20 protein-coding genes and 1 tRNA gene are annotated in these 22,722 nt (G+C 43.2%); 13 read left to right on the forward strand and 8 right to left on the reverse strand.

What is annotated here, in order from left to right:
• Positions 1-3: 3 nt before the first annotated feature.
• Positions 4-960 carry a TerC family protein gene (locus C8N29_RS01250; protein WP_107864202.1) on the reverse strand — a complete coding sequence of 319 codons (957 nt, stop codon included), beginning with the start codon at positions 958-960 and terminating at the stop codon, positions 4-6.
• A 339-nt stretch (positions 961-1,299) separates the two neighbouring features.
• Here C8N29_RS01250 and C8N29_RS01255 point away from each other — a divergent pair, with 339 nt between their 5' ends.
• From C8N29_RS01255 to C8N29_RS01265, 3 genes are all read left to right on the forward strand, one after another.
• Positions 1,300-2,088: a hydroxypyruvate isomerase family protein gene (locus C8N29_RS01255; RefSeq protein ID WP_107864203.1), complete on the forward strand. Its 789-nt coding sequence runs from the start codon at positions 1,300-1,302 to the stop codon at positions 2,086-2,088.
• Complete coding sequence (locus C8N29_RS01260) at positions 2,081-2,326, forward strand: HIT family protein (RefSeq protein WP_170106844.1); 246 nt, start codon at positions 2,081-2,083, stop codon at positions 2,324-2,326. Before C8N29_RS01255 ends, C8N29_RS01260 begins: the two co-directional genes overlap by 8 nt.
• 395 nt (positions 2,327-2,721) lie before the next feature.
• Positions 2,722-3,279, forward strand: coding sequence for a sigma-70 family RNA polymerase sigma factor (locus tag C8N29_RS01265; RefSeq protein WP_107864205.1), 558 nt, complete (start codon positions 2,722-2,724; stop codon positions 3,277-3,279).
• Positions 3,280-3,345: 66 nt separating this feature from the next.
• On the opposite strand, the gene C8N29_RS01270 is transcribed toward C8N29_RS01265, so the two are convergent.
• From C8N29_RS01270 to C8N29_RS01285, 4 genes are all read right to left on the reverse strand, one after another.
• Positions 3,346-4,512, reverse strand: coding sequence for a porin (locus tag C8N29_RS01270; RefSeq protein ID WP_146164401.1), 1,167 nt, complete (start codon positions 4,510-4,512; stop codon positions 3,346-3,348).
• A 397-nt stretch (positions 4,513-4,909) separates the two neighbouring features.
• Positions 4,910-6,562: a phytoene desaturase family protein gene (locus C8N29_RS01275; protein WP_107864207.1), complete on the reverse strand. Its 1,653-nt coding sequence runs from the start codon at positions 6,560-6,562 to the stop codon at positions 4,910-4,912.
• Positions 6,563-6,588: 26 nt separating this feature from the next.
• Positions 6,589-7,215: a TetR/AcrR family transcriptional regulator gene (locus C8N29_RS01280; RefSeq protein ID WP_107864208.1), complete on the reverse strand. Its 627-nt coding sequence runs from the start codon at positions 7,213-7,215 to the stop codon at positions 6,589-6,591.
• A gap of 409 nt (positions 7,216-7,624) precedes the next feature.
• Positions 7,625-8,182 carry an LON peptidase substrate-binding domain-containing protein gene (locus C8N29_RS01285; protein ID WP_170106845.1) on the reverse strand — a complete coding sequence of 186 codons (558 nt, stop codon included), beginning with the start codon at positions 8,180-8,182 and terminating at the stop codon, positions 7,625-7,627.
• Between the two features lie 483 nt (positions 8,183-8,665).
• Here C8N29_RS01285 and C8N29_RS01290 point away from each other — a divergent pair, with 483 nt between their 5' ends.
• Together C8N29_RS01290 and C8N29_RS01295 are read left to right on the forward strand one after the other, a co-directional pair.
• A complete protein-coding gene (locus C8N29_RS01290; protein ID WP_107864210.1) occupies positions 8,666-9,994 on the forward strand; it encodes a DsbA family protein in 1,329 nt (442 codons plus the stop codon).
• A 25-nt stretch (positions 9,995-10,019) separates the two neighbouring features.
• Positions 10,020-12,764, forward strand: a complete 2,745-nt coding sequence (locus tag C8N29_RS01295; RefSeq protein ID WP_170106846.1) for a PAS domain-containing hybrid sensor histidine kinase/response regulator — start codon at positions 10,020-10,022, stop codon at positions 12,762-12,764.
• A 1-nt stretch (position 12,765) separates the two neighbouring features.
• Here the strand turns inward: C8N29_RS01295 and C8N29_RS01300 are convergent, their stop codons facing one another.
• Positions 12,766-13,221 (reverse strand): hypothetical protein, encoded by a 456-nt coding sequence (locus C8N29_RS01300; protein WP_107864212.1) that lies wholly within the window; start codon positions 13,219-13,221, stop codon positions 12,766-12,768.
• A 184-nt stretch (positions 13,222-13,405) separates the two neighbouring features.
• On the opposite strand from C8N29_RS01300, the gene C8N29_RS01305 reads away from it, so the two are divergent.
• The 7 genes from C8N29_RS01305 (at position 13,406) to C8N29_RS01335 (ending at position 21,629) form a co-directional block, all read left to right on the forward strand.
• Positions 13,406-14,746, forward strand: coding sequence for a porin (locus C8N29_RS01305; RefSeq protein ID WP_146164402.1), 1,341 nt, complete (start codon positions 13,406-13,408; stop codon positions 14,744-14,746).
• Between the two features lie 85 nt (positions 14,747-14,831).
• A complete protein-coding gene (locus C8N29_RS01310; RefSeq protein WP_107864214.1) occupies positions 14,832-15,713 on the forward strand; it encodes a metal ABC transporter substrate-binding protein in 882 nt (293 codons plus the stop codon).
• Complete coding sequence (locus C8N29_RS01315; RefSeq protein ID WP_107864215.1) at positions 15,714-16,301, forward strand: ATP-binding cassette domain-containing protein; 588 nt, start codon at positions 15,714-15,716, stop codon at positions 16,299-16,301.
• Positions 16,302-16,494: 193 nt separating this feature from the next.
• Positions 16,495-17,295 (forward strand): metal ABC transporter permease, encoded by an 801-nt coding sequence (locus tag C8N29_RS01320; RefSeq protein ID WP_107864216.1) that lies wholly within the window; start codon positions 16,495-16,497, stop codon positions 17,293-17,295.
• 369 nt (positions 17,296-17,664) lie between these two features.
• Positions 17,665-18,543: a polyprenyl synthetase family protein gene (locus tag C8N29_RS01325; RefSeq protein WP_239986933.1), complete on the forward strand. Its 879-nt coding sequence runs from the start codon at positions 17,665-17,667 to the stop codon at positions 18,541-18,543.
• A 132-nt stretch (positions 18,544-18,675) separates the two neighbouring features.
• Positions 18,676-20,565, forward strand: coding sequence for a 1-deoxy-D-xylulose-5-phosphate synthase (gene dxs, locus C8N29_RS01330; RefSeq protein WP_239986942.1), 1,890 nt, complete (start codon positions 18,676-18,678; stop codon positions 20,563-20,565).
• A gap of 251 nt (positions 20,566-20,816) precedes the next feature.
• Positions 20,817-21,629, forward strand: a complete 813-nt coding sequence (locus C8N29_RS01335) for a type IV pili methyl-accepting chemotaxis transducer N-terminal domain-containing protein (RefSeq protein WP_107864218.1) — start codon at positions 20,817-20,819, stop codon at positions 21,627-21,629.
• Positions 21,630-21,683: 54 nt separating this feature from the next.
• On the opposite strand, the gene C8N29_RS01340 is transcribed toward C8N29_RS01335, so the two are convergent.
• The gene (locus C8N29_RS01340; protein WP_107864219.1) at positions 21,684-22,094 is read right to left on the reverse strand and encodes a hypothetical protein; all 411 of its coding nucleotides are present in this window, start codon (positions 22,092-22,094) and stop codon (positions 21,684-21,686) included.
• A 181-nt stretch (positions 22,095-22,275) separates the two neighbouring features.
• Here C8N29_RS01340 and C8N29_RS01345 point away from each other — a divergent pair, with 181 nt between their 5' ends.
• Entirely contained in the window at positions 22,276-22,572 is a 297-nt protein-coding gene (locus C8N29_RS01345) for a hypothetical protein (RefSeq protein ID WP_107864220.1), read from the forward strand.
• A 49-nt stretch (positions 22,573-22,621) separates the two neighbouring features.
• Here the strand turns inward: C8N29_RS01345 and C8N29_RS01350 are convergent.
• Positions 22,622-22,695 (reverse strand) — tRNA-Gly (locus C8N29_RS01350).
• Positions 22,696-22,722: the final 27 nt, after the last annotated feature.

The following is a 22,722-nucleotide window of genomic DNA, read 5'->3' on the forward strand; positions in this document are numbered from 1 at the left end:
GTCTTACGCTTGAGCGTCTTTTTTTGCTTTGCGTAAACTTAACCACATGGTGATGCTGAGGATAGTAATAATCACTGCTAAAGAAATTAACGCAGGAATCTTAAACACATCGAGCAACAACATCTTAGTACCAATAAACACTAAGACAATCGCTAAACCATAATTTAACAAGCTAAATTTATCGGCAATACCCGCCAACATAAAATACATCGCACGTAAGCCTAAAATCGCATAAATGTTAGAGGTCAGCACAATAAAGGGGTCACTGGTAATCGCAAAAATAGCAGGAATACTATCCACCGCAAAAATTACGTCACTTAATTCGACAAAAATTAGCACTAAAAACAAAGGCGTAGCGACTCGTTTACCGTTTTCCCACGTAAAAAACTTTTCACCGTCGTAGTCTTTAGATAAGGGAATGTGACGCTTTAACCAATTCAACAGTTTGTTATCTTCTAAGGAGCTATCTTCGTCTGCCCCTTGCCACATTTTAATACCCATCAATACTAAAAATGCGCCAAAGACATACATCAACCAGTGGAACTCGGTCAATAACCAACCACCGACAAAAATCATCACCGCACGTAAAATAATCGCACCTAAAATGCCATACAACAACACACGACGTTGCAAATGAATGGGCAGGGCAAAATAGCTAAAAATCATTAAGAAAACAAAGACATTATCAACAGCTAAAGACTTTTCAACCAAATAGCCTGTAAAGTATTCAGCGGCTTTTTCGGTAGCGACTGCACTGCCCAAAGTGTTGCTTGTTTCCCACCACAATAAACCACCAAACGCTAAAGCCAAACTAAACCACACTAATGACCATTTAAGGGCGCTGTTAAAAGAGACGGTTTGTTGGCTATTTTTATTTAAGCCATAAAAATCAATGGCAAGTGCCGCAAACACACTGACTGCAAAGGCTGTCCACAGTAGCGGACTGGCTAGCGTTTCCATAATCAACCTCTATTAGATTGGGATTACGGTCATCTGAATTGATTGTTGATAAGAATTTTGACAATACAAAACCGATGACCAAAAGTTTGGTCACCATAGTCTTGCTTGTCTGAGATAATGCTCGATGAGCATTAAAGACTAAATATACCGATTGCTGTACTGAGGCTAAGATGTGCTTAGCAAGCAATGTGTTGACGATATATTTACGAGAAGCTACTCCCTATGGGATTAAAAGTACTATAACAAAAGAATTAAAAAAAACAGCTCTACAAGGCATTTTTGTGGCATATTTTTACACAACAATACAAAGCATTTATATTTAGTAACACGAGAACACATATGCCGCATTTTTCTGCGAATTTATCATTATTGTTTAAAGAATATCCGCTGATTGAGCGTTTTGGCGTGGCCAAACACGCAGGTTTTGATGCGGTTGAAATTCAATTTCCTTATGAGTTAAGTATTGGCGACATTAAACAACAATTAGATGACCATGACTTAGACCTCGTGTTAATTAATGTGCCTGCCGCTGATTTGATGCAAGGCGGAGATGGTTTAGCTTGTGTACCTGCTAAAGAGCAAGCCTTTAGAATGGCGGTCATGGAAGCTCTGAATTATGCCCATGAATTAGGCGTCGGTCGGGTGAACGTATTGGCAGGTCGTCAACCTGTAGACTGTGAGTTATTAGATTGCTTAAAAACCCTAGCCAGTAATTTACGTTATGCGGCCGAAGCCTTTCAATCAATTGGTGTTATTACCACCTTTGAAGCAATTAATACCTTTGATATGCCGCGCTTTTTAATTAAGTCGGTGGTCGATATGCAAGAAATGTTGGAGGTCGTTGACCATCCAACGCTAAAAATGCAATTTGATTGTTATCACATGGCGCGTATGGGTGAAGATTTATTTGCCAACCTACAAGAAAATATCGCGCAGATTGGTCATATTCAATTTGCAGACACGCCACATCGTCATCAACCCCATACAGGCGATATCGACTTTAAGCGTTTGTTTGCTCTCATCGACCACGTAAATTACAAAGGCTATTGTGGCGCAGAATACCATCCTTTAGGTCATAGTTTGGATTCGTTGGCATGGCTCAAACAGTATGGAGATTCTCATGAGTGATTGCGTCTTTTGTGCAATTAACGCCAAACAAGCCCCTGCCAGTATGGTGTATGAAGATGAACTCTGTATGGTGTTAATGGATATTTTTCCGCTACGGCCTGCCCATGTTTTGGTCATCAATAAACGTCATGTCCAATATGTGCGCGAGCTGACAGAGCAAGAGCGTAATCATTTATTTGCCACTGCCAATAAAGTCAGTCAGGCCATGATAGTTTTGCTTTTGTCAGTAGCCTATTAGGCAAGCCTTTGTTAATGCTAAAAGGCGGTGCTAATCGCAAAACCTTAGACCAGCAAGCCAAAGAAATTGCTAAAAACTTGCAACTTTTTTGACAGCCCTTCGTTATAAGAGAGGTAAATAAACTAATCTCTCATTAACGAGGTGTAAAATGACAACTGAAGCTCAAAAATCCTGCCAATGCCCCAACTGCCATTGCACGAATTGTACTTGTGAAAACTGCAACTGCCCCTGTTGCCAAGGTGAATGCCAATGCACACCAACAGAGTGCAAATGTAACTGTGATTGTGGCTGTTGTAAGCCAAAAACAACAGAAAAAACAGAAACTAAAGGCTGTTGTTAATCATTAATACTTCCCTCCCCTAATTTAGGGGAGGGTTAGGGTGGGGTAAAATTTTATGACCGCTTCTGCACTAATACCTGATTTGTGGCAAGACTACCATCAGCGATTAACACACTATGTGCTTAAACGTATTCACAATCAAAGTGATGCCGAAGACATTGTGCAAACTGTTTTTCTAAAAATTCAACAGCAGCCACCACAGCTTAAAACCATCCCACAGTTGGAAGCGTGGTTATTACAAGTCACTAAAAATACCTTAGTCGATTATTGGCGCAAAATTAAACCAACAACGCCATTATTAGATGAACATGACTATGTTCTCGAAGAAGACCCCGAACCCAACGAAAATCCGTGGTTAAACTTGAGTTGCTGTTTGTTGGCGATGATGCAAGACTTACCTGACAAATATCGTCAAGCCGTTGAGTTAGCCGACCTCAAAGAAGTCAAACACAAAGATATTGCTCACATGATGGGGATTAGTGAATCAGGCGTCAAAAGTCGGGTAAAACGTGGCCGAGAAAAACTCCGTGATTTATTAGTGAGTTGTTGTGGCAGTGATTGTACTTGCCACGAAAAAACCACTGAACAGGGCTGTTGTCATCAGTCAGTCTGAATCTCCCAAGTTTATTGGGAGACTCATCGCGACTGCTGTGCGCTTATATGATGCTCACATGTGGCCTTAGAAGCTGTAGCCTATACCCAAAGAGAAACCGTCTTCGTCGACAGTCCCTAAGGTGGCTAACTTCTGGTCTTGAATATCTAACTTTAAGACAACACGTGGCGTTAAATAATAATTTGCGCCATAGTTCCATTGTTGCTTTTCGCTATCCTCACTGTTGCTGCTTGTATTTTTGGCTTCATTATCCCAAACACTATAACGCGCAAATACGCCTACTTGCTCAATCGGTTTATAAGCCGCTTCCAAGAAATAGCCATCTTGTTTGGCTTTGTGTGCATCTGCAGCAACTAAATCTTCTACATCCCAACGAGCATATAATGCACGGGTCGAAAAGCCTTGCCAACTGTACGCAACATGAGCCTCCATGAGGCTTGCTTTATTGGTTTTACCCACGCTCTGAGTAATATCTTGCTGTAATTGATAGGCAATCCCTGTATCTAAGCCTGCAATGCCTCGATAATTCACGCCCAAAGTATAGGCCAAATCTTCTGCAACTGCTTTTGCGCCTTTTTGACGACCACTACGAATGGCAGCACTGTCGGTTTTTAAGCCTGTCGAGACCAATACGTTATAACTTAAGCCGTCAACTGTAGGAATTAAACCACTGGCTTTGACTGCCCCTTCCCACCATGTGGTTGGAATTAAGTTCGTCTCAATCGGATTACGCTTAGTCCCATAAAAGGTTTCAGGCTCATGCGTTTCGTTCAAGAAACCTATCGGTAATATAATTTGGCCAATCGACAAATTTTGTTTGCCTGCATAATTCCATTCAATAAACATTTGTTCTAATTCGACTTCACCCAAATTGGTAGTGCCCGTGGGATTATCACGAATTAAGGCATGTTCAACTTCTAACTCAGAATGTAAACGTACGGTATTAGAGAATTTATGCCCGACATACAATACAAAACGGTAGGCATCGTACTGTTGGGGCGCATTATCATAATTATAATAATGTGCCTCACCATAACCGCCTAAGGTCGTATTAGCAAAACCTTGACTGGTCGTTGGTTGTTCTACTGCGGCAACTAAAGCATCAATTTGTGCTTGTTGTGCTTTTAATTGTGCTTTTAGGCTGGCTATTTCCGCCTCTGTCGTCTGTGCATACACAGAGCTGGCAACAGAGAGGGAAAGCATGGCAGTGGCTAGCTTATTTAACATCATCATTGCACCTAATATGTGACAAATTATTTCCGCGCAATGATACCGCAACACTAAAAACAAATGCAAATTATTATCATTTATAACTACATCAAGAGACCTAAACAGCTCTAGCTATTTGTCTATCGGTTTAGGGTCCGTTGACGTTTTGCGTGTGAGCCGCGTTGCTGATAAAAATGGACTCAGGAAAGGCAAAAAACGCAGCGAATAGTGATTCTATTGGCCAGTTTTGGCACGTAGAGTGAGTCACTAACCCAAAGCATGATGTGATGAGATACAGACGAGACTATTGAGACAAATGGCAAGCTAAACTTTGCTTAAACATCGGTTAATCGTCGTGTAACGATTAGTCCATTCAGATTGCCACTTTGCGCATGACCTCCACACAAAGTGGCAACAACAGCTAACCAACAAAGATTTTTTTGGCTAAGGGTAAGGCTTTGAGGCCACCAATCGTCACGGCGGTCATCAAGCCGCCAATCATCGCACCGACCACACCACAGGTCATCACATCTTGACCCGTTAAGTATAAACCGTCGATATCCGTTTTAGGTTTTAGCCAATTTTGCTCAAAGCGTTGAGGGTCATGGTCTAAGCCATAAATCTCCCCTTTCTCATACCAACAAAAAAATTGCGTCGAGAGTGGCGTAGATAATTCGTAATAATCTATTTTACCCCGTAAATGTGGGAGTTTTTGATAAAGTTTTTCTAAGAGCCGTTGAGAGAATTGCTCTTTTAGCGCGTCATAATCGGCTCCCCGCTTGCCCCACGGTTTATCTGCCCATTGTTCCACCCACTCCCACGGGCATGGGGCAACAATTTCGATAGTGGCACGATTTGGATAACGCTCATTAAAGGTCGGGTCTTTGGCTGATGGGAACGAAATATAAACGAGTGGAATATCTTGTTTGGGGTCTGCCAAGAAACGGTCTATATCCTGCTCGTAACGCTCACTCGGGTAAATCCATAAGTTGGTTTTGGGTAATTGTAGGTTGTCACTCGTGTCTTGTAGACCAATGTATAAACATAAGCTGGCCATTGACGGTTTGACGGTCTGTAAACGATGAGCATACGGCGTTTTATCGACTAACGCTGAGGGTAACAAGCGATTAAAGGTATTAAAAACGCCTGCATTACTAATGACAATAGGCGCGTGGACATCGGTGCCATCCTTCATACGCACTCCCACCGCTTTTCCTTGTTCAATCAAGATTTGTTCAACGGCTGCATAGGTAAAGACTTCACCACCTGTTTTTTGAATTTGCGGAATAATGGTTTCTGCCATGCGTGACGCACCGCCCACAGGATAATAGCCGCCGTATAAATAATGTTTGGCAATTAACGCATGAATCAAAAAACTGGATTGGGCAGGAGGCATGCCATTGTCCCCCCATTGGCCTGTTAAAAAGGCAATTAAGGTTTGATTAGAGGTTAATTCTTCTAATACTTGACGTGTTGGACGATTGAAATAGTCGGGCATGGTACGCTCACGCACTAAACGCGAGGCTTTAGCGACGACATTTGGCAACATACGTTCTAGGGTAAAATGTTGCATCGCATCAGCTACGCGCCCTAAACGGAATAAATATTCGTCAATAGCGTCTTTTTCTTCAGGAAACCGTTTAATTAAATTTTCTCTAAAATTATTGCGCCCCGCTACCAAATCAAAACTATCTTCGCCTAAATAAATGCGGTCATAGGTGCTGTCCATCGCTTGCCATTGCAATTGGTTATTGCTGATAAAATCAAACAACCGCCGTGCTAAGGTTGTCTTGACCCCGACATCACCAATGTAATGGACTCCAACATCCCACTCATAACCATTTCGACAATAGCTGTGGGTAAAACCACCTGCCGTATAATGTTGTTCAAACACCACCACTTTATAGCCAAAACTTGCCAAACTGGCTGCCGCTGTCAGACCGCCAATCCCTGAACCAATGATAATGGCGTCATAGTCACCATTGAGTCGATTGGCTCGATAACGCTTACCAATACGAATCGTACTAGGCGTTAACGCCGATTTTTTGGGTTGGCTATGAATAGCGTCAGTCATGAATGAATACTCCAACTCATCTAGGATTAAGGGTTACGCAATAACCCATGCGCGAGGGTATTTTGTACTTGGTCAGCAATCGCTATCAGCACGTCTGCTTGTTGGGGGCGTTTGACTAAACCATCTATCGTTAACATTGACATCCCATGCACCAACGACCACGCCGTCATGGTCATCACATCCAACGGTAAATCCTTAAATAGCTGCTCATCCATACCCCGCTTAATCATGTTGCGTAGTGTGGCAAAGCTCGCATTGGATGCCTGATACAACTCTGGATAACGTGCACGCTCAACCATACGTTGACCAAACATCAGTCGATAATGTGCAGGATGGTGCATGGCATAATCGACATACCCTATGCCAATACGTTTTAAGGCGGTCAGGGCATCACACGGGTCAACACCTAAATGCTTAACCATATTTTGGGTTAATCCTACAAAGCCATCACAGGCGATGGCGGCAAGCAAGGCGGATTTATCTTCAAAATGCCGATAGACGGCCGTTGGTGACACGCCCACATCACTCGCTAAGGCGCGTAAACTTAATTTAGCCACACCATCATTGGCTAAACGCTCTAAGGCAGCCGATAACAAGGCATCACGTAAATTGCCATGATGATAGGGCGTTTTGGTCGAGGATTCGCTTTTCACCGTTCTACTCTATTCAGTCACAAAGTCTCGTAGTGTACAGCCATAAATAGCCTTATTGCTGATATACGGTCTGTTGATGTTTGGATTATGGTTGCGAAAGACGTTTTTTTGAGGATATCCGATGCGTTGTTTGTTTATTCCAATTAGGCAACTTATAACAACATAGCCTCAAAACATAGCGTGTTGCCCCCAATCCATGATGCCCATTGTTATTTACGACGTTAGCACACTACTTTGTTCTTGCTTATATCTTAATCAGCCATGTTTACACTGTCAACATTTATCTAAACAATCGTTATGTCATGCTGTCACGCTTAAACAAGGGACAGACTAGTAAAAACTTATAGACGAGATATGCTTGCGATAGACAGCATAGCTTTAGAGGATAGTGACAGACAAAATTTATATTTTATTTAATAAAATCAAAAGGATGCTTTAATAACCATTCATTCACACGTTGTAGACGTAATTGTGGATTATTTTCTTCTAGTAATTCTTGTTGTTCGGTTAAGGATAACGGCAAGGCATCGGCTAAACGCCACGCTAAAGTCCCCGCATCGGTCAATATATCGCCACATTCGGCAAACGTATCTGCAATCGCTTGTAAGGCGTTGGGAATCGCGACAAAGGGGTCTGCACTTAACCACTCAATGGTGGCACGCGTTAAGCCATCGGGCTCCACCGTGACACCTGTGACCCGAAAACGTCGACCTCCGACAGCCATCACCGCGAGGCTTCCATCTGCTAAAGCAACCTGCTGTACGACATAGGCAGATGTGCCTATGTCATAGGTAAATGCAGGCTCGCCGACCTCATGACCATAACGTATACGCACCACGCCAAAAGGTTGCTTTTTACCGCACTCATCTAACAAACGTCGATAACGTAACTCAAAAATACGCAGTGACAATTCACTTTGCGGAAACAATACCGTATTTAGCGGAAACAAAGGGAGTTGGTAAATCATGCCATTCATCCACGCCCACTCAAACAATGCCCAGAGTGAATGAGATAAGCGATATAAAATACACAGCGATTAACACAATATATATGTTTACAGAGTGTCTGCTCAACAAATACGTCTGTCGATTCTCTGTTTAGACTAGATGATTTTTATAAAAAGGAAAGTCGCTAGGATATTTTTTGCTCAAACGGTGCATCGTTTATGGTGGGTATTGACGCGCTTTTATTCGTGATAAAAGCGATAATGAGGATGAATTTAGCAAAGAACAAAGAAAATAAGTTGTCTATGGCGATAGAGTCGTTATAGTTACACAAATAGGACTTACTGACAACAAAGATAATATGCGTTCAGGACGACTCAAGCTACTCATCAGGTGAATCACTGCCTGTTTAAAATGCTGTCCTGTCCTGTTCTACTCAGCCACGGCACGCCCTATATGAGTTTGTCAGCCCTCTTCACCAAAGTCCTAGGTATTGAGGACGATTTATGCCATTAGCTCGACGATTATTACAACCTTTATTGTCTAGAGCATTAGTACATCCCTATGTTCATCAATTATTGGCGGCACGTTATGAGCTTCCGCGTCGTTTGGCAGCTATTACCCCGACTATTACGGTCTGGTTACGCTGTAATGACCCCTATAGCTACCTTTTAGTACAAGTATTACCGCAATTAGCCAACCAATTTGAATTACAATTTGAAATTAAGTTACTGCCTTACCAAGAACCCAACCATTTTTTGAGTCACGAATTACGCGACGCTTGGTATTTAGCACAATTACATCAATTGAGCTTTCATGAATTTCAAACACCCAACGAAGAATCTTGCCAACTGGCCAATCAAATTTTATTGGCAGAGCATGACTTAGCTTTAGAGGATTATTTGACTCTCATCAAACAGGTATTTTTATGTTTATGGGAGCATCAAAGCCATAAACTACGCACCTTAGCACTGCGGTTTAGCCCATTCCCGCTCGAACAAAGTCAACGCCGTTTACTGATTAACCAACATCAACTCACGCAATTTGGCCAAGATAAGGCCGCTTATTTGCACTATCAAGGTCATTGGTTTTGGTGTTTAGATGACTTACTCTTTTTGACCGAACAACTATCCGCTGCGGGACTTGGCCAAGAGTATCAAAGCGGTCTCTATTTGCCCTCGCATACGCCTGATTATTTAATCAATGACACCGAACAACTCACTATTATTCGTCGCCAAAAATACCAACTAGACTACTATTTTCACCTCAATGAACCGTGGTCTTATTTATATTTTCAGCCTGTGTGTCGTTTGGCAGAATACTATCAACTCAAACTGCACCTAAAACCCATTTTATTAAGTCAGTATGATGACTGTAGTTTAGATTTATCATGGTACCAACGCCTGCAAACCTTAACGTGGTTTGCGCAAAAAACACAAACCGACTTTGGCCGCATTTGCTTAGCAAACGACAAAGCCATGATGTATAGCCTCAATTTAATTTGTTTGGCCAAAAGCCAAGGTTTAGACCAAGCCGTCAGCTTGGCTGTTCTACAAAGAATATGGGCAACTGGCCATGATCTCAGCTATAGTAGTTCCTTAAAACAATTGATTAAAGAAACAGGATTAAAACTTAAGCAGATTAATACCATCAAAAATGATAGCTACTTAAGTACCATAGAACAATACACCTTAGAATGGACACAGTTAGATGTACCGTATGTGCCCACTCTGTATTTACACGGCGAACGTCGTATCGCTTTTGGGGGCGCTCATCGTTTATGGGCGATTGAGATGGCACTCATTGACAATATGAAGCTCATAGGAACGATTTAGACAGATTATGTCAGTCATAACAACAATGATAAAAGGACTCCGCCTATTATTACCCAGCAGTTTTACCAAACAGTTAGGGTTATTATCGGCTGCCTCATTATTGATGGCTTTAGTACTATTTGCAGTGACCATTTATAATCAACAACGTACAATTAACGAAAAAAGTGCCATCAATCAAGGGATATTAGTTGTCAAAAACCTCAGTACTATCGTCGAACAAGATGTTTTAATTGCCAATAAAAAATCCATACGTAATTTATTACTCAATACGGCTATTTTTACAGAAATTCGCTCACTCATTATCACCGACCATGAAGGTAATGTCTTAGTAGAAGTCGCGCATCATCTTAATGAAGACCCTATTGAAATCAGCAATTCCCAACGTCTCAAAACCCCTTCCACAAAGGATATGTATTACACAATTGACAGCGCCAATAGCAGTATTTATTTTTGGCAACCGATTAGTGATTATGGCTGGGCATATATGCTGTATGACTATTCGGAGCAATCGAATAGTTATTTAGAGATTCTCAAAAAAGCCTTATTAACAGCGGTGATTATTTCGTTAATTGCAGGTATTTTATTTTTCTATTTTTTACAAAGCCCTATCAAACACCTCAATACCTTAATTGATTTTGCAAAATCACTCGATGTATATAAAGGCTTAAAAGAAATCCGTATTGACTCTCATATCGATGAAATTAAAGATTTAAATTTGGCACTCAATCAATCGGCCTTTCGCTTATACGAACAAAGCCAACGTTTAATTCAATCAGAGTCACGTTATAGTCATGTCATCAATAATGTTCATGAAGTTATTTTTCAGACAGATAACCAAACAATTTTTACCTTCTTAAATCCTGCTTGGTATGATGTCACGGGCTTTCCTGTCGAAAGCACGCAACAAAAACCAATGATTGATTTTATTCATCCCGAAAAACAGGATGAAATTTTTCACTTATTACAACGTTTATTTAACGGCGCGTTAGACCAAGTACGTTGTGATACGCAGATTATGACGGCCTCTCACGACCATCGCTGGATTCATTTATGGATTAGTTTAATTTATGATGAAAATGGCAATGTTTGTGGTACAACGGGCACCATTAACGATATTAGTGCACGTAAACAAACCGAAAGCGCCTTAATTGCAGCCAAAGAAGCCGCAGAATCTGCCACACGTGCTAAGAGTGAATTTTTGGCAACCATGAGCCATGAAATTCGTACGCCCATGAATGGCATTTTAGGCATGGCACAATTATTATTAGAAACGCCGCTTAATCAAGAGCAACAAGAATATTCACGCATTCTGTATCATTCTGGCCAAGCCTTATTAACGATTATTAACGATATTCTCGACTTCTCTAAAATAGAAGCGGGTAAATTAACCATTGAGCAAATCCCTTTTGATTTACAGAAATTATGTGAAGAAGTCTGTGATTTATTATTATCGCAAGTCAGTGCTAAAAACCTAGAATTAGTGCTGGCTTATAACCCAAGCTGTCCACGTGCGTTAATTGGTGACCCAAATCGTATTCGGCAAATTTTATTAAACCTACTGGGTAATGCCATTAAGTTTACGCGTACAGGTTATGTTGCCTTAAAAGTCACGGCTGAAATTACCACACCTGCGCATGTCGAACTAAATCTAGAAGTGATTGACACAGGCATTGGTATTCCACACGAAAAACAAAGCAAACTGTTTCAACTATTCTCGCAAGCCGATGCGTCAACCACGCGTCGTTTTGGTGGCACAGGTTTGGGCTTAGCCATTTGTAAAGGCTTGTCTGAGTTAATGGGAGGTCATATTTCCTTGACCAGCGCACCCAGTTTAGGCTCTACCTTCAAAGTGCATATTTGCTTAAAACGCGAACATGCTGTCGAACGCTCCCTACCATTATATCCAGAACTGTATTTTGTCCCTATTTTGATTATTGACCCGTTAGCGATTAACCGTATTCATATCAGTGAATGTCTACAACGCTACGGCATGCGTGTGGATGTAGCATCTTCAACCGAAGAAGGTTTAGTCAAACTCAAACTGATGAACACCTTATCACCACGAACGCCTTTTATTTTGGTCGATAGTCAATTAGCCAAATCTAACGAGGGTATTTTGTTTGCCAACTCCGTACGACATAATCCACAATTTGCACATAGTCACTTGTTGTTAATGAGCCAAACACCGTTACGTAACCTGAGTCCCTCGTTATATAATGCGTTTAATGGTTTTATTGCCAAACCCATACGTTTTTATGCCCTCATCAACGAAATCGCTGCCATCCATATTGGCAAACGTAGCTATTTACAAAGCCACGAACTTAACGAGGCTAACCCAGCTCACATACCGACAGTCGCACCCGTTAGCCCAATTATTACACTAAATAAAAGCGGAAAAGCCTTAGTCTTATTGGCTGAGGATAATATCGTTAATCAAAAAGTTGCGCTAAAAATGCTAGAAAAAGCAGGCGCACAAGTGGATGTTGCCCACAACGGTAAAGAAGCCGTTAAATTTAGCCAAGATAGGCAGTATGATTTAATTTTTATGGATTGTCAGATGCCCGAAATGGATGGTTTTGATGCCACACGTGCCATTCGTTTATATGAACAACAGCAAGAGCGTCATCCAACGCCTATTATTGCGTTGACAGCGAATGCCTTAGATGGTGACCGCGAAGAATGTTTGGCCGCAGGGATGAATGATTTTTTACCCAAGCCCTTAAAACAAGAGGCATTGCTTAGTCTGTTGAAAAAATATGGCGTGTGCTGAGTTAACGATAGGTCGCTTTGGCGACGGCATAACAGTCATCAATGTGCTGATAAACAATACGTCGCAACACAAAGTAGCCCAAACCTGCCGCCACCATTTGCCCACCAAACGGAATAAATTTAGCGACTTGTTTAGAAATAATTTTGGTGGCCATGTTTTGCACACTTTGACGTACTAAGGTTCGAGTAACAACCAAGCCCAAAAATTGCGAACCACGTCGGCCAATTTCTGTCCATGCCAGTTGTTTGGTATCAGCATCAAATGCTTCTATTTGCTCTGGTGCTAAGCCAAAACGTTGGCTAATCTCAGGGATAAGCACCGTTAGCATGCTAGCATCAACCATGACATCTAAAAACGGCACAGGCACTACCGCCACGCCCGCGGAAACTAAGGCACGTTTACGGGCAAGTGTACGGCATTGCTCACGAATAATATCGACTTCACTTTGACGAGACATAGTCTATTGCTCTAATTATTATGGCACTATGATACTCGGACTTTACCCCATGTCTGCCTCAAAGACTAGGGGGGGCGATTGTCAATGCGTCGATAGATGACACGATAAACATAAAAAGCCTTCACACCTGCCCTGAAATAATGTTATGTTATATTATAACAAAATTAGTGGGACATCTCTTGCGATGAATAAATGGCCTCTCTTACTTTCTAGTCTTGCGCTCAGCTCTGTGGCATGTGCTGACAACACCCATGCAGTCGCTGCGGCATCTTATTTTAATCCTCAAATGTCATTGATTTTGAATGGTTATTATTACCATGATAATCAACGTGGTGCTGCCAATGAACGCATAGAAGAAATGGCAGGGATTGGTCATACCGTACATGACCCGCACGCACATGCACACGGGGGTATTGAACAAGGATTTAATTTAGCCGAATCGGAGCTAGTACTCTCAGCAACTGTTGACCCCTATTTTGATGGCAAATTTATTATGACTGTCGATGGACAAGGTCAAACGGCTGTCGAAGAAGCATGGTTACAAACACGGCTACTTCCCGCTGGCCTAAAAGCTAAAATGGGTAAATTTTTAAGTGAAATCGGCTACTTAAACAACCAACATCCTCATACATGGGACTTTGCCGACCAAAATTTGGCTTATCGTGCATTACTGGGTGACCACGGTTTGATGGATAGTGGTATCCAACTCACATGGTTAGCCCCAACCCCTTTTTACAGTTTATGGGGGATTGAAGCCCTACAAGGTAGTAACCAAGAGCGTTTTGGTGCGTTAGTTGACGAAGAGCTTATCCATGAAACCCTAGACGAAAATACGATACAGGGTGATATGTCGCCCTCTCGTGCTGGCCCACGCATCTATACCGCCTTTGCTAAGTTCGCACCTAATCTTGGCGATAACCACGCCTTACAAATTGGCTTGTCTTATGCGCAAGCCAAACAATACCAACAAGTATTGGATGAAGACGGCTTGAGCTTATCGGGTGACGAAATGGCACTAAATGGCAAGCAACAACTCATCGCCACCGATATTGTGTATAAATGGGATACAGCAGGTGACTATGGTCAAGGTGACTTGAAAGTGATTGCCGAATATTTAAGACTCAATAAAGACATGACCGTGGTCGCGACAGGTGCGGGTGTAGACACTGACGGTGATACGCTCATTGATAGCTTTCCCGCCGCGATTGGCGAAAAAGTGACTGGCAAACAAGACGGTTATACTCTACAACTGGCGTATGGCATTGCACCACGTTGGCAACTGGCTTGGCGCCATGATGCGACAGGCAATCTGAACGAGTTAACCAGCGCAGGAAGTACGGAGAGTTTTGCAAAATCGACACGTCACAGTGTGTCCTTGAGTTTTTTTGCCAGTGAATACTCACGCTTACGCTTACAAGCCAGCCAAGCCGATATTGCTGATGAAGCGGGTGATAGCGAACAAGTAAAACAAATATTTTTGCAATATACCCATAGCTTAGGCGCACATGGCGCACATAAATTTTAGAGCCATTAGGGGGTGTTGAGCGTGTGATGATGCTTAGACAACAAACAAAACCTCCATTGCCCCCTATCAATGATTAGAGAAACTCATGATGCGTTTGCTTGTTTTGTGTCTATTAAGCATGTGCGCCATGCTGAGTCATGCCGCTATTAATATCGTTGCTACGACGAGTAGTATGGGCATGTTAAGTCGTACCGTAGGCGGCAATTTAGTATCTGTTACCGAATTAGCGCCACCTGACCGAGACATTCATACCTTACAGGTCAAACCGTCCATGCTACAAGCCCTACGCCGCGCACAACTGGTGGTGTCTGTAGGTGCCGAGCTAGAACAAGGTTGGTTGCCTCCTGCGATTTCAGGCGCTGCCAACCCCAAAATTTTACCCAATACCTTGGGTTACTTTGAGGCTGCCGCTCAAGTCCCTTTGCTTGAGCAAAAAACCAATGTTGACCGTAGCGAAGGCGATGTACATCCTTTGGGTAATCCGCATGTACAGCTAGACCCTGTGCGTATGGCCGACATTGCCAAAGCCTTAGCCGAGCGCTTAGCCAAATTAGATATGAATAATGCGGCTATTTATCGACAAAATGCGCAACAATTCAAAGAAGCTGTTAATCAGCAGCTTGGTCAATGGCAACAACTCAGTCGCAATCCAACAGGCGTGATGTTGTATCACAAAGATGCCAATTATTTGATGGCTCGTTTTAATATTCCTGTCTTAGCCTATATTGAACCCTTGGCAGGCATTCCCCCCACAGCCAGTCATTTGTTAGGCTTAGTACAACAGTACAGAGGCAAAAAAGGTGTCATATTGCATACAGTTTATCAAGGTCATGCCGGTATCCAACAATTAGCGAATCAATTAGGCTGGCCACACCATGCCTTAGCCCTAGACCCGCCAACTAATAGCCAAGCATCCGCCTATTTTGCCTTAATTAGCCAATGGCTCAATGCGGTGAGTCAACCTTAAATGAGTCTATTACGTTTAGAACAGCTCAGTGTTGGCTATCAGCGCCCTATTTTGTCCAATCTCAGTTTGAGTCTTAGCGCGGGTGAGATATTGGGCTTAGGTGGTAGTAATGGTTGCGGTAAAAGTACGCTCCTTAAAGCCATCAGTGGTGAGGCGCGTATTTTTTCAGGGACGATTTATAAAGCGCCCACACTGAATATCCGTTTACAAAAACAACATCCGATTCGTTTAGCCAATTTCCCATTATCCGCGCGCGAATATTTGGCCTTAATGTCCGCACAAATCGCGCATCTACCGACACGATTAGCACAACTGCTAGACCGCCGTTTGGACAGCTTATCGGGTGGGCAATTTCAACTATTAAGTATTTGGGCTTGTTTAGCAACCGATAGCGATGTTGTTCTTTTAGACGAACCCACCAATAATTTAGACCGTTTAGGTATTACTTTGTTGTTAGAAATGCTCAATCAACGCCGACCTGAACAAGGTATTGCTTTAATTAGCCATGACCATGAATTTGTCCATGCGGCCACCACACGCCAAGTCGACCTCAGTCCATTTCATCAGTCTGATATCGAAGCGCTATGAGCCACTGTATCAATCCGTTACTATAGCGCTAGACTTAACGACGCGCACCTGTTGAGCTTTCGTTAAGCCATAAACCTATAGAATGCTGGTTATTGTCAAGGTCTATGACTGTTAACTACTGACCATGCCAGATATAGCCCTATCGTCTAAGCCTTAATTTGCGTCACGCTGTTAAATCACGAATACATTTGTTATGCACCTACTATTTGACCCACTATTTAGAGTGCCTTTATTGGTTGGCCTATGTGCTAGTCTTGTGTTGCCCTTACTGGGCGCACTACTCCATGCCCGCGAAGAGTGGTTAGCTGCGTTAGGTGTGAGTCATATCACGGCGGCTTGTCAACTGGCTGGTGTTGCTTTAGGTATTCCGTTATTAGCCAGTGGGAGTTTGGGGGCAATTGTTGCGGTCATTGGCAAATATGTGACTGCACAACAAGGCAACTTGGGGTATGTACTGTTGATGTTTGTCGGTTGGGCTATTTTATATTTAGTAGCGGCCAACAGCAGTTTAGGAGAATCCTTAGCGCATGCATTAAGTGACGGACAAATCTTTTTAGTGGGTCAAGAGCATTTATGGGCGATGTTGGCCGTTGCTGTCCCTTTCTTGGGGTTATTACCGTGGTGGAGTCAGCGTTTATTACGTGCCCGTTTTTTTGTCGGTTATGAGCAAGCCAACCAATTACCCGCATGGCGTTGGCATTTGAGCTTCGACTTAATCGGAGCATTATTGCTGGCATTTAGTACAGCAGCACTCGGTCTCATGGCCAGTTTTGCACTGGTGGTATTACCTGCTTGGATAGCGTTTTCTTGGGTTAATCGTTGGCAACACGCGCTTTGGTTGAGTTTGCTGTTAGGAGTCATCAGTTATTTGCTGGCTTTTATCATTGCCTTAAGTTACGACCAAGCCTTTGCACCTATACAAGTCGCTACCTTATTGGTTGTTGCTGCAATCGCCAAAGTACTCAGATTATGTATCCCCGCATTAGCACATTAATCATCTCGTCTGGGATAAAAAACTGTTGCGTCTCTGGTTTACCTACCTCGTGCTATGTGTGTTACCTGAATTCTAGATAAGCCTCGTGTCTTCTCCTTGACACACGACAACCATCACACGTCGACAACGCTGGACGTATGTACCGCACTTAACACGCTATTCATTGATTACTCATCATTTTTTCACAATCAATCTGCCTATTTTTTGCGTATGCTTAGGGTATTGGTTTATATGTCTGCTATTCGGACATAGACAGCCTGAAGCGCCGCTAACGCTGTCCGCCACGATAATGCTAAAATAGTCAGCTTTCGTTTTGCCAAGCGCTCATTTATCGGCGTTGCTACCATCATTTATGCACAGGATTTATGTATGTCGGTGCCCACGCATTTTTTACACGATTGTCAGATGCGGATTCAGCCTTGGTTGGAGCAGTTTTTAGCTGCACAAAACGGACTCGCCAAACCCTTATCGGCAGCCATGCGTTATGCCGTCCTGAATGGCGGCAAACGTATTCGTCCTGCACTGGCCTATGCAGCATGTGTCGCATGTGGTGGCCATATCAACGATGCAAACTCAGCCGCAGGGGCTGTCGAGTTAGTCCATTGTTATTCTTTAGTCCACGATGACCTACCCTGTATGGACGATGATGATTTACGCCGAGGCGTGCCTACCTGTCATAAAGCTTTTGACGAAGCCACGGCTTTATTAGCAGGTGACACCTTACAAGCATTAGCTTTTGTTGCCTTAGCCTGTAGCCACTTAGACGATACCATTAAAACACGGCAAGTACAGCAACTCGCCTTAGCCAGCGCCAATATGGCTGTTGGTCAAGCCCTTGATTTAGCAGGCGAAGGCAAACAATTAAGCCTCCATGAATTAGAAGCCATTCATCGTCACAAAACAGGCGCACTGATTCGTGCCAGTGTGTTAATGGGCGCAAGTGCGGCAGGTTGTACAGATGAGCAAACCTTAGCCTCCTTAGAAAACTTTGCCGATAAATTGGGCTTGGCTTTTCAGGTGCATGACGATGTCCTCGATGTGATTGGTGATACGCAAAAACTGGGTAAACACGCGGGTGCTGATGCCGAACATGCCAAAGCCACCTACCCCGCTTTATTGGGTCTACAAACAGCGCAACAATTGGCTGTGCAATTGCATGACGACGCAATTTCTGCCATAAAACACTTGGGATGTCGCGCTAATGCTTTGATTTGGTTAGCCGATTTTTTGGTAGCACGCGACCATTAGCGGGTTGTTGTCTCGTTATTGCTTATACCTTACCAAAAGTAATTTGGGGGGTAGCACAAATCACACTGCCACAGGAATTAGCCTCCCTGCATAGCAGATTACCTAGTTAGCATTTTTATTTTGTTGATGGCAATCATGTTTAACCACATTCCTTTAAGCAAACCGCATACCCCGCTGCTCGACCAAGCAAGTATTCCTCATGCCTTACGCAAGTTACCCCTGAGCGCGCTACCGCAACTCGCCCATGAATTACGTGAGTATTTATTATGGTGTACAGGTCAAACAGGTGGCCATTTTGGTGCAGGCTTAGGCGTCGTGGAACTGACCATCGCGTTACATTATGTCTATAACACCCCGTTTGACCGTGTTGTGTGGGATGTGGGTCATCAAGCCTATCCCCATAAAATTTTAACGGGTCGCAAAGAGCAGATGTTATCCATGCGCCAAAAAGATGGCTTAGCTGCTTTTCCTAATCGGGCAGAATCGGAATATGACACCTTTGGTGTCGGTCACTCCTCAACCTCGATTTCTGCGGCCTTAGGCATGTCCTTAGCAGCTCGCCAACAACAATCTGGCCGTAAAGTGGTTGCTGTGATTGGTGACGGTGCGATGACCGCAGGCATGGCGTTTGAAGCACTCAACGATGCGGCTCATAACAAGGCCGACATGCTGGTGATTCTCAATGACAATCAAATGTCTATTTCCCATAATGTCGGTGGGCTTTCTAATTATCTGGCACGTATTTGGGCAAGTAAGAAATATATTGCCTTACGCGAAGGCGGTAAAAAAGTATTGGCCACGATGCCAACGGCATGGAATTTTGCTCGTCGTACCGAAGAAAGTGTCAAGCACATGACCGCCTCTACAGGCACATTATTTGAAGCTATCGGCTTTAATACCGTTGGCCCTATTGATGGTCACGATGTGATCGAATTAGTCAAAGTGCTAACTACCTTACGCAAAACCAAAGGCCCACAACTTCTGCACTTATATACGACCAAAGGCAAAGGTTTTGCCCCTGCCGAAGCAGACCCTATTGGTTATCATGCCATCACCAAAATTGCGCCCGCTACCGAACGTAACCAAAGTCTGCCAGTGGTGAAAAAACCTAAATACTCCGATATTTTTGGTGCGTGGTTATGTGATATGGCCAGTAAAGACACGCGTTTAGTGGCCATCACACCTGCCATGTGTGAAGGCTCAGGCATGGTCAAATTTGCCCAACAATTTCCTGAGCGGTTTCATGATGTCGCCATTGCCGAACAACATGCCGTGACGTTGGCGGCGGGTATGGCATGTGAGGGGCTAAAACCTGTAGTGGCCATTTATTCTACGTTTTTACAACGGGGTTACGACCAACTGGTACACGACGTTGCGCTACAAAATCTCGATGTGACTTTTGGTATTGACCGTGCAGGATTAGTAGGCGAAGACGGGCCAACCCATGCGGGGGCGTATGACTACGCCTATATGCGTACCATTCCACAAATTGTGATTTGTGCACCTAGCGACGAAAATGAATGTCGCCAATTATTGTATACCGCTTATCAGTATCAAGGCTGTGCTGCCGTACGTTATCCACGTGGGACAGGGACAGGCGTGACGATTGAACAAACCATGACAGCCATTCCTATTGGTAAAGCCGAAATCAAACGTCAAGGCGAAAAAATTGCCATTTTAGCGTTTGGTAGTATGGTAGCACCGAGCCTACAGGTAGGCGACAAACTGAATGCTACTGTCGTGAATATGCGTTTTGTTAAACCGCTAGACGACGCATTGATTCAACAACTCGCACAAGACCATGAGTTATTAGTGACTGTCGAAGAACATGCGGTCATGGCAGGTGCAGGCAGTGCGGTGAATGAGCTGTTAGCCAACGTCGGCTTAGAGAAAGCCGTGTTAAACTTAGGCATTCCTGATGCTTTTATTGAACACGGTACGCACCAAGAAATGCTGCATGCTTGTGGCCTAGATGCAGATGGAATTTTCCAATCTATCACACAGCGTCTAAAACACATCTAAAAATAGTCTAACAATCAGGGGTTATCGACTACTAACCCCTGTGTTTTATTAACACGTTCTCATTTTTGATAAACTGTGCCAAACCTGAGGCGCATCGGCTTAGATTTTGCTTAACTCTCCGTATGGGCGCAGTAATCATGCCCTAAAAACACCGCAATATGTCCCAATAGACTGTCAATTTGCAGACAGTGTGATGATGAAATCCCGATTTATCACCCATATTGCAGGCAATCGTAGAGGAGAAATTCAACATGCTATCCCGATTACGCACTGGACTTATCTTGATTTTGTTATCAAGCATTTGTCTACCGACTTGGGCATTAACAGATGCCGAAGCGGTTAATATGTCTGGACTACAGCGGATGTTGAGCCAACGGATTGCAAAAACTTATCTGATGTTAGGACAAAAAATCAGTACCCACGAAGCACGTCAACAACGTGATACCAGCGTGCGTTTGTTTGATGACAACCTAAAAGCCCTACAAGCCTATGCGCCGACGCCCGATATCGCCGAACAAGTCAGCAAAGTGGAGTCGGTTTGGGTTGGCTATAAAAAGCGTGTGCTCAATACGCCATCACGCCATGAAGCGCTCACCGTCGTTCGCCAGAGTGATGAAGTCTTAAAACTGAGCGAAAAATTGGTTAAACAAATTCAAGACCACAGTAATGCGAGTAGTGCACAGTTAGTCAATCTGTCAGGACGGCAACGTATGTTAAGTCAGCGTATTGCCAAAATTTATTTAGTCAAAAGTTGGGGACTCAACTACGATGCGATAGATTTAGACTTACAAAGTGCGATTCATGACTATGAGCAAGCACTCACTCAATTAAGTCAAAGTCATCTCAACACGGCAGATATCAATCAAGGGCTGGCACGCGTTAAAAGTATTTGGCAATTCTCTAAAGCGGGTTTTGCACTGTCACAAGAGAAAGTCTTTGTGCCAACCGCTATTTGTAATACCACAGAGAACTTACTTAAACACATGCAAGAGATTACCAAACTCTACGAACAACGCATGCAAATGGCGGATAATCCTAAAGCACTGGCTGTACAAAAGTCCTAATGACGCTTTATGGGCTTGATGTTTTACCTTACTCTCTGTGAGTAAGGTAAAACGCTAATCAAACTCATGACGAACAGACCAAAGTGGAACAATAATCGCCAACATAACCATGCCATTTAAGATGGCATGTATCCAAACCCCATAATAATAAGAGTATATGCTGTCATAAAGTCCCCAGACTAAGGTTGCCGTTACCATTAACAACCAACTACTGCGCGTACGCAACATAAACGATTGTTGAACCAACGCCCAAAATAAAATCCCCCAACTCGCCACCGTAGGCCCAAATAAACTCAGCATAAAGGCTGTTAAATGGTGCGCATTGAGGTCGTTAACAGCAAATGCATCCATTAACCACTGAATATAGATTTGACTAAACTCTAACTGAATAATCAGGGGTAATAATAAACCTAAAACAATGTGTGCAATCGCAAGAAACTGTAGCCATTTTTTTACGACACTCATCGTATAAATACCCCCACTTATCACGGCTACGCATACAAATACGTAGGCTTCTGTTAAAGTCCTAAGCTAATGAGAACCAGTTCTCATTAGTTCTTTTTAGGACTCACGTATTTAGCAGCTTTTATCAGTTGCTAACACGGTGCAATGCGTGAGTCCTAAACTCACTTTAAGGAATGTTAGGTTGACTATTCAACAAATCCGCCTCGTTCAAATTATTTGCCAAATTAGCGTCAGTGTGAGCGCTATCTCAGTGCTGATTTTTGCAGCCGCTATCTTACGCATTTTTCATTTAAGTGTAGAAACAGGCGTGGTGATACAAGATATTTTTGTGGCATCAACCGTTGCCAGTGCAATATTAATTCTTGTCGTTAGACGCTTAGAATGTCCCGTCTGTGCCAATCGTTTTATTGGTGAAACACACCCGAGTTTATTTACTAAAGTATGTAAACATTGTCGACGCGGTGTTGGTGAAGACTAGGTTGTTGGTCATCCGACGGATTGTCTGTGTCAAAGCCATCAACAGAACTTGGAGCGGGTGAAGGGAATCGAACCCTCGCCGAAAGCTTGGGAAGCTGCCGTTCTACCATTAAACTACACCCGCCTAGGTTGCTGATTTTAAGCATTTTTT

Source organism: Agitococcus lubricus (assembly GCF_003051055.1).
GTDB classification, from domain to species: Bacteria; Pseudomonadota; Gammaproteobacteria; order Pseudomonadales; family Moraxellaceae; genus Agitococcus; species Agitococcus lubricus.

Bases quoted from the DNA above. Each gene is read 5' to 3' on its own strand.
- C8N29_RS01285 (WP_170106845.1), bottom strand. From the start codon at position 8,182: ATGATTTACCAACTCCCTTTGTTTCCGCTAAATACGGTATTGTTTCCG.
- C8N29_RS01305 (WP_146164402.1), top strand. From the start codon at position 13,406: ATGAATAAATGGCCTCTCTTACTTTCTAGTCTTGCGCTCAGCTCTGTG.
- C8N29_RS01310 (WP_107864214.1), top strand. From the start codon at position 14,832: ATGATGCGTTTGCTTGTTTTGTGTCTATTAAGCATGTGCGCCATGCTG.
- C8N29_RS01290 (WP_107864210.1), top strand. From the start codon at position 8,666: ATGCCATTAGCTCGACGATTATTACAACCTTTATTGTCTAGAGCATTA.
- C8N29_RS01250 (WP_107864202.1), bottom strand. From the start codon at position 960: ATGGAAACGCTAGCCAGTCCGCTACTGTGGACAGCCTTTGCAGTCAGT.
- C8N29_RS01255 (WP_107864203.1), top strand. From the start codon at position 1,300: ATGCCGCATTTTTCTGCGAATTTATCATTATTGTTTAAAGAATATCCG.
- C8N29_RS01340 (WP_107864219.1), bottom strand. From the start codon at position 22,094: ATGAGTGTCGTAAAAAAATGGCTACAGTTTCTTGCGATTGCACACATT.
- C8N29_RS01270 (WP_146164401.1), bottom strand. From the start codon at position 4,512: ATGATGATGTTAAATAAGCTAGCCACTGCCATGCTTTCCCTCTCTGTT.
- C8N29_RS01295 (WP_170106846.1), top strand. From the start codon at position 10,020: ATGATAAAAGGACTCCGCCTATTATTACCCAGCAGTTTTACCAAACAG.
- C8N29_RS01300 (WP_107864212.1), bottom strand. From the start codon at position 13,221: ATGTCTCGTCAAAGTGAAGTCGATATTATTCGTGAGCAATGCCGTACA.
- C8N29_RS01275 (WP_107864207.1), bottom strand. From the start codon at position 6,562: ATGACTGACGCTATTCATAGCCAACCCAAAAAATCGGCGTTAACGCCT.
- C8N29_RS01335 (WP_107864218.1), top strand. From the start codon at position 20,817: ATGCTATCCCGATTACGCACTGGACTTATCTTGATTTTGTTATCAAGC.
- C8N29_RS01325 (WP_239986933.1), top strand. From the start codon at position 17,665: ATGTCGGTGCCCACGCATTTTTTACACGATTGTCAGATGCGGATTCAG.
- C8N29_RS01315 (WP_107864215.1), top strand. From the start codon at position 15,714: ATGAGTCTATTACGTTTAGAACAGCTCAGTGTTGGCTATCAGCGCCCT.
- C8N29_RS01320 (WP_107864216.1), top strand. From the start codon at position 16,495: ATGCACCTACTATTTGACCCACTATTTAGAGTGCCTTTATTGGTTGGC.
- C8N29_RS01260 (WP_170106844.1), top strand. From the start codon at position 2,081: ATGAGTGATTGCGTCTTTTGTGCAATTAACGCCAAACAAGCCCCTGCC.
- C8N29_RS01265 (WP_107864205.1), top strand. From the start codon at position 2,722: ATGACCGCTTCTGCACTAATACCTGATTTGTGGCAAGACTACCATCAG.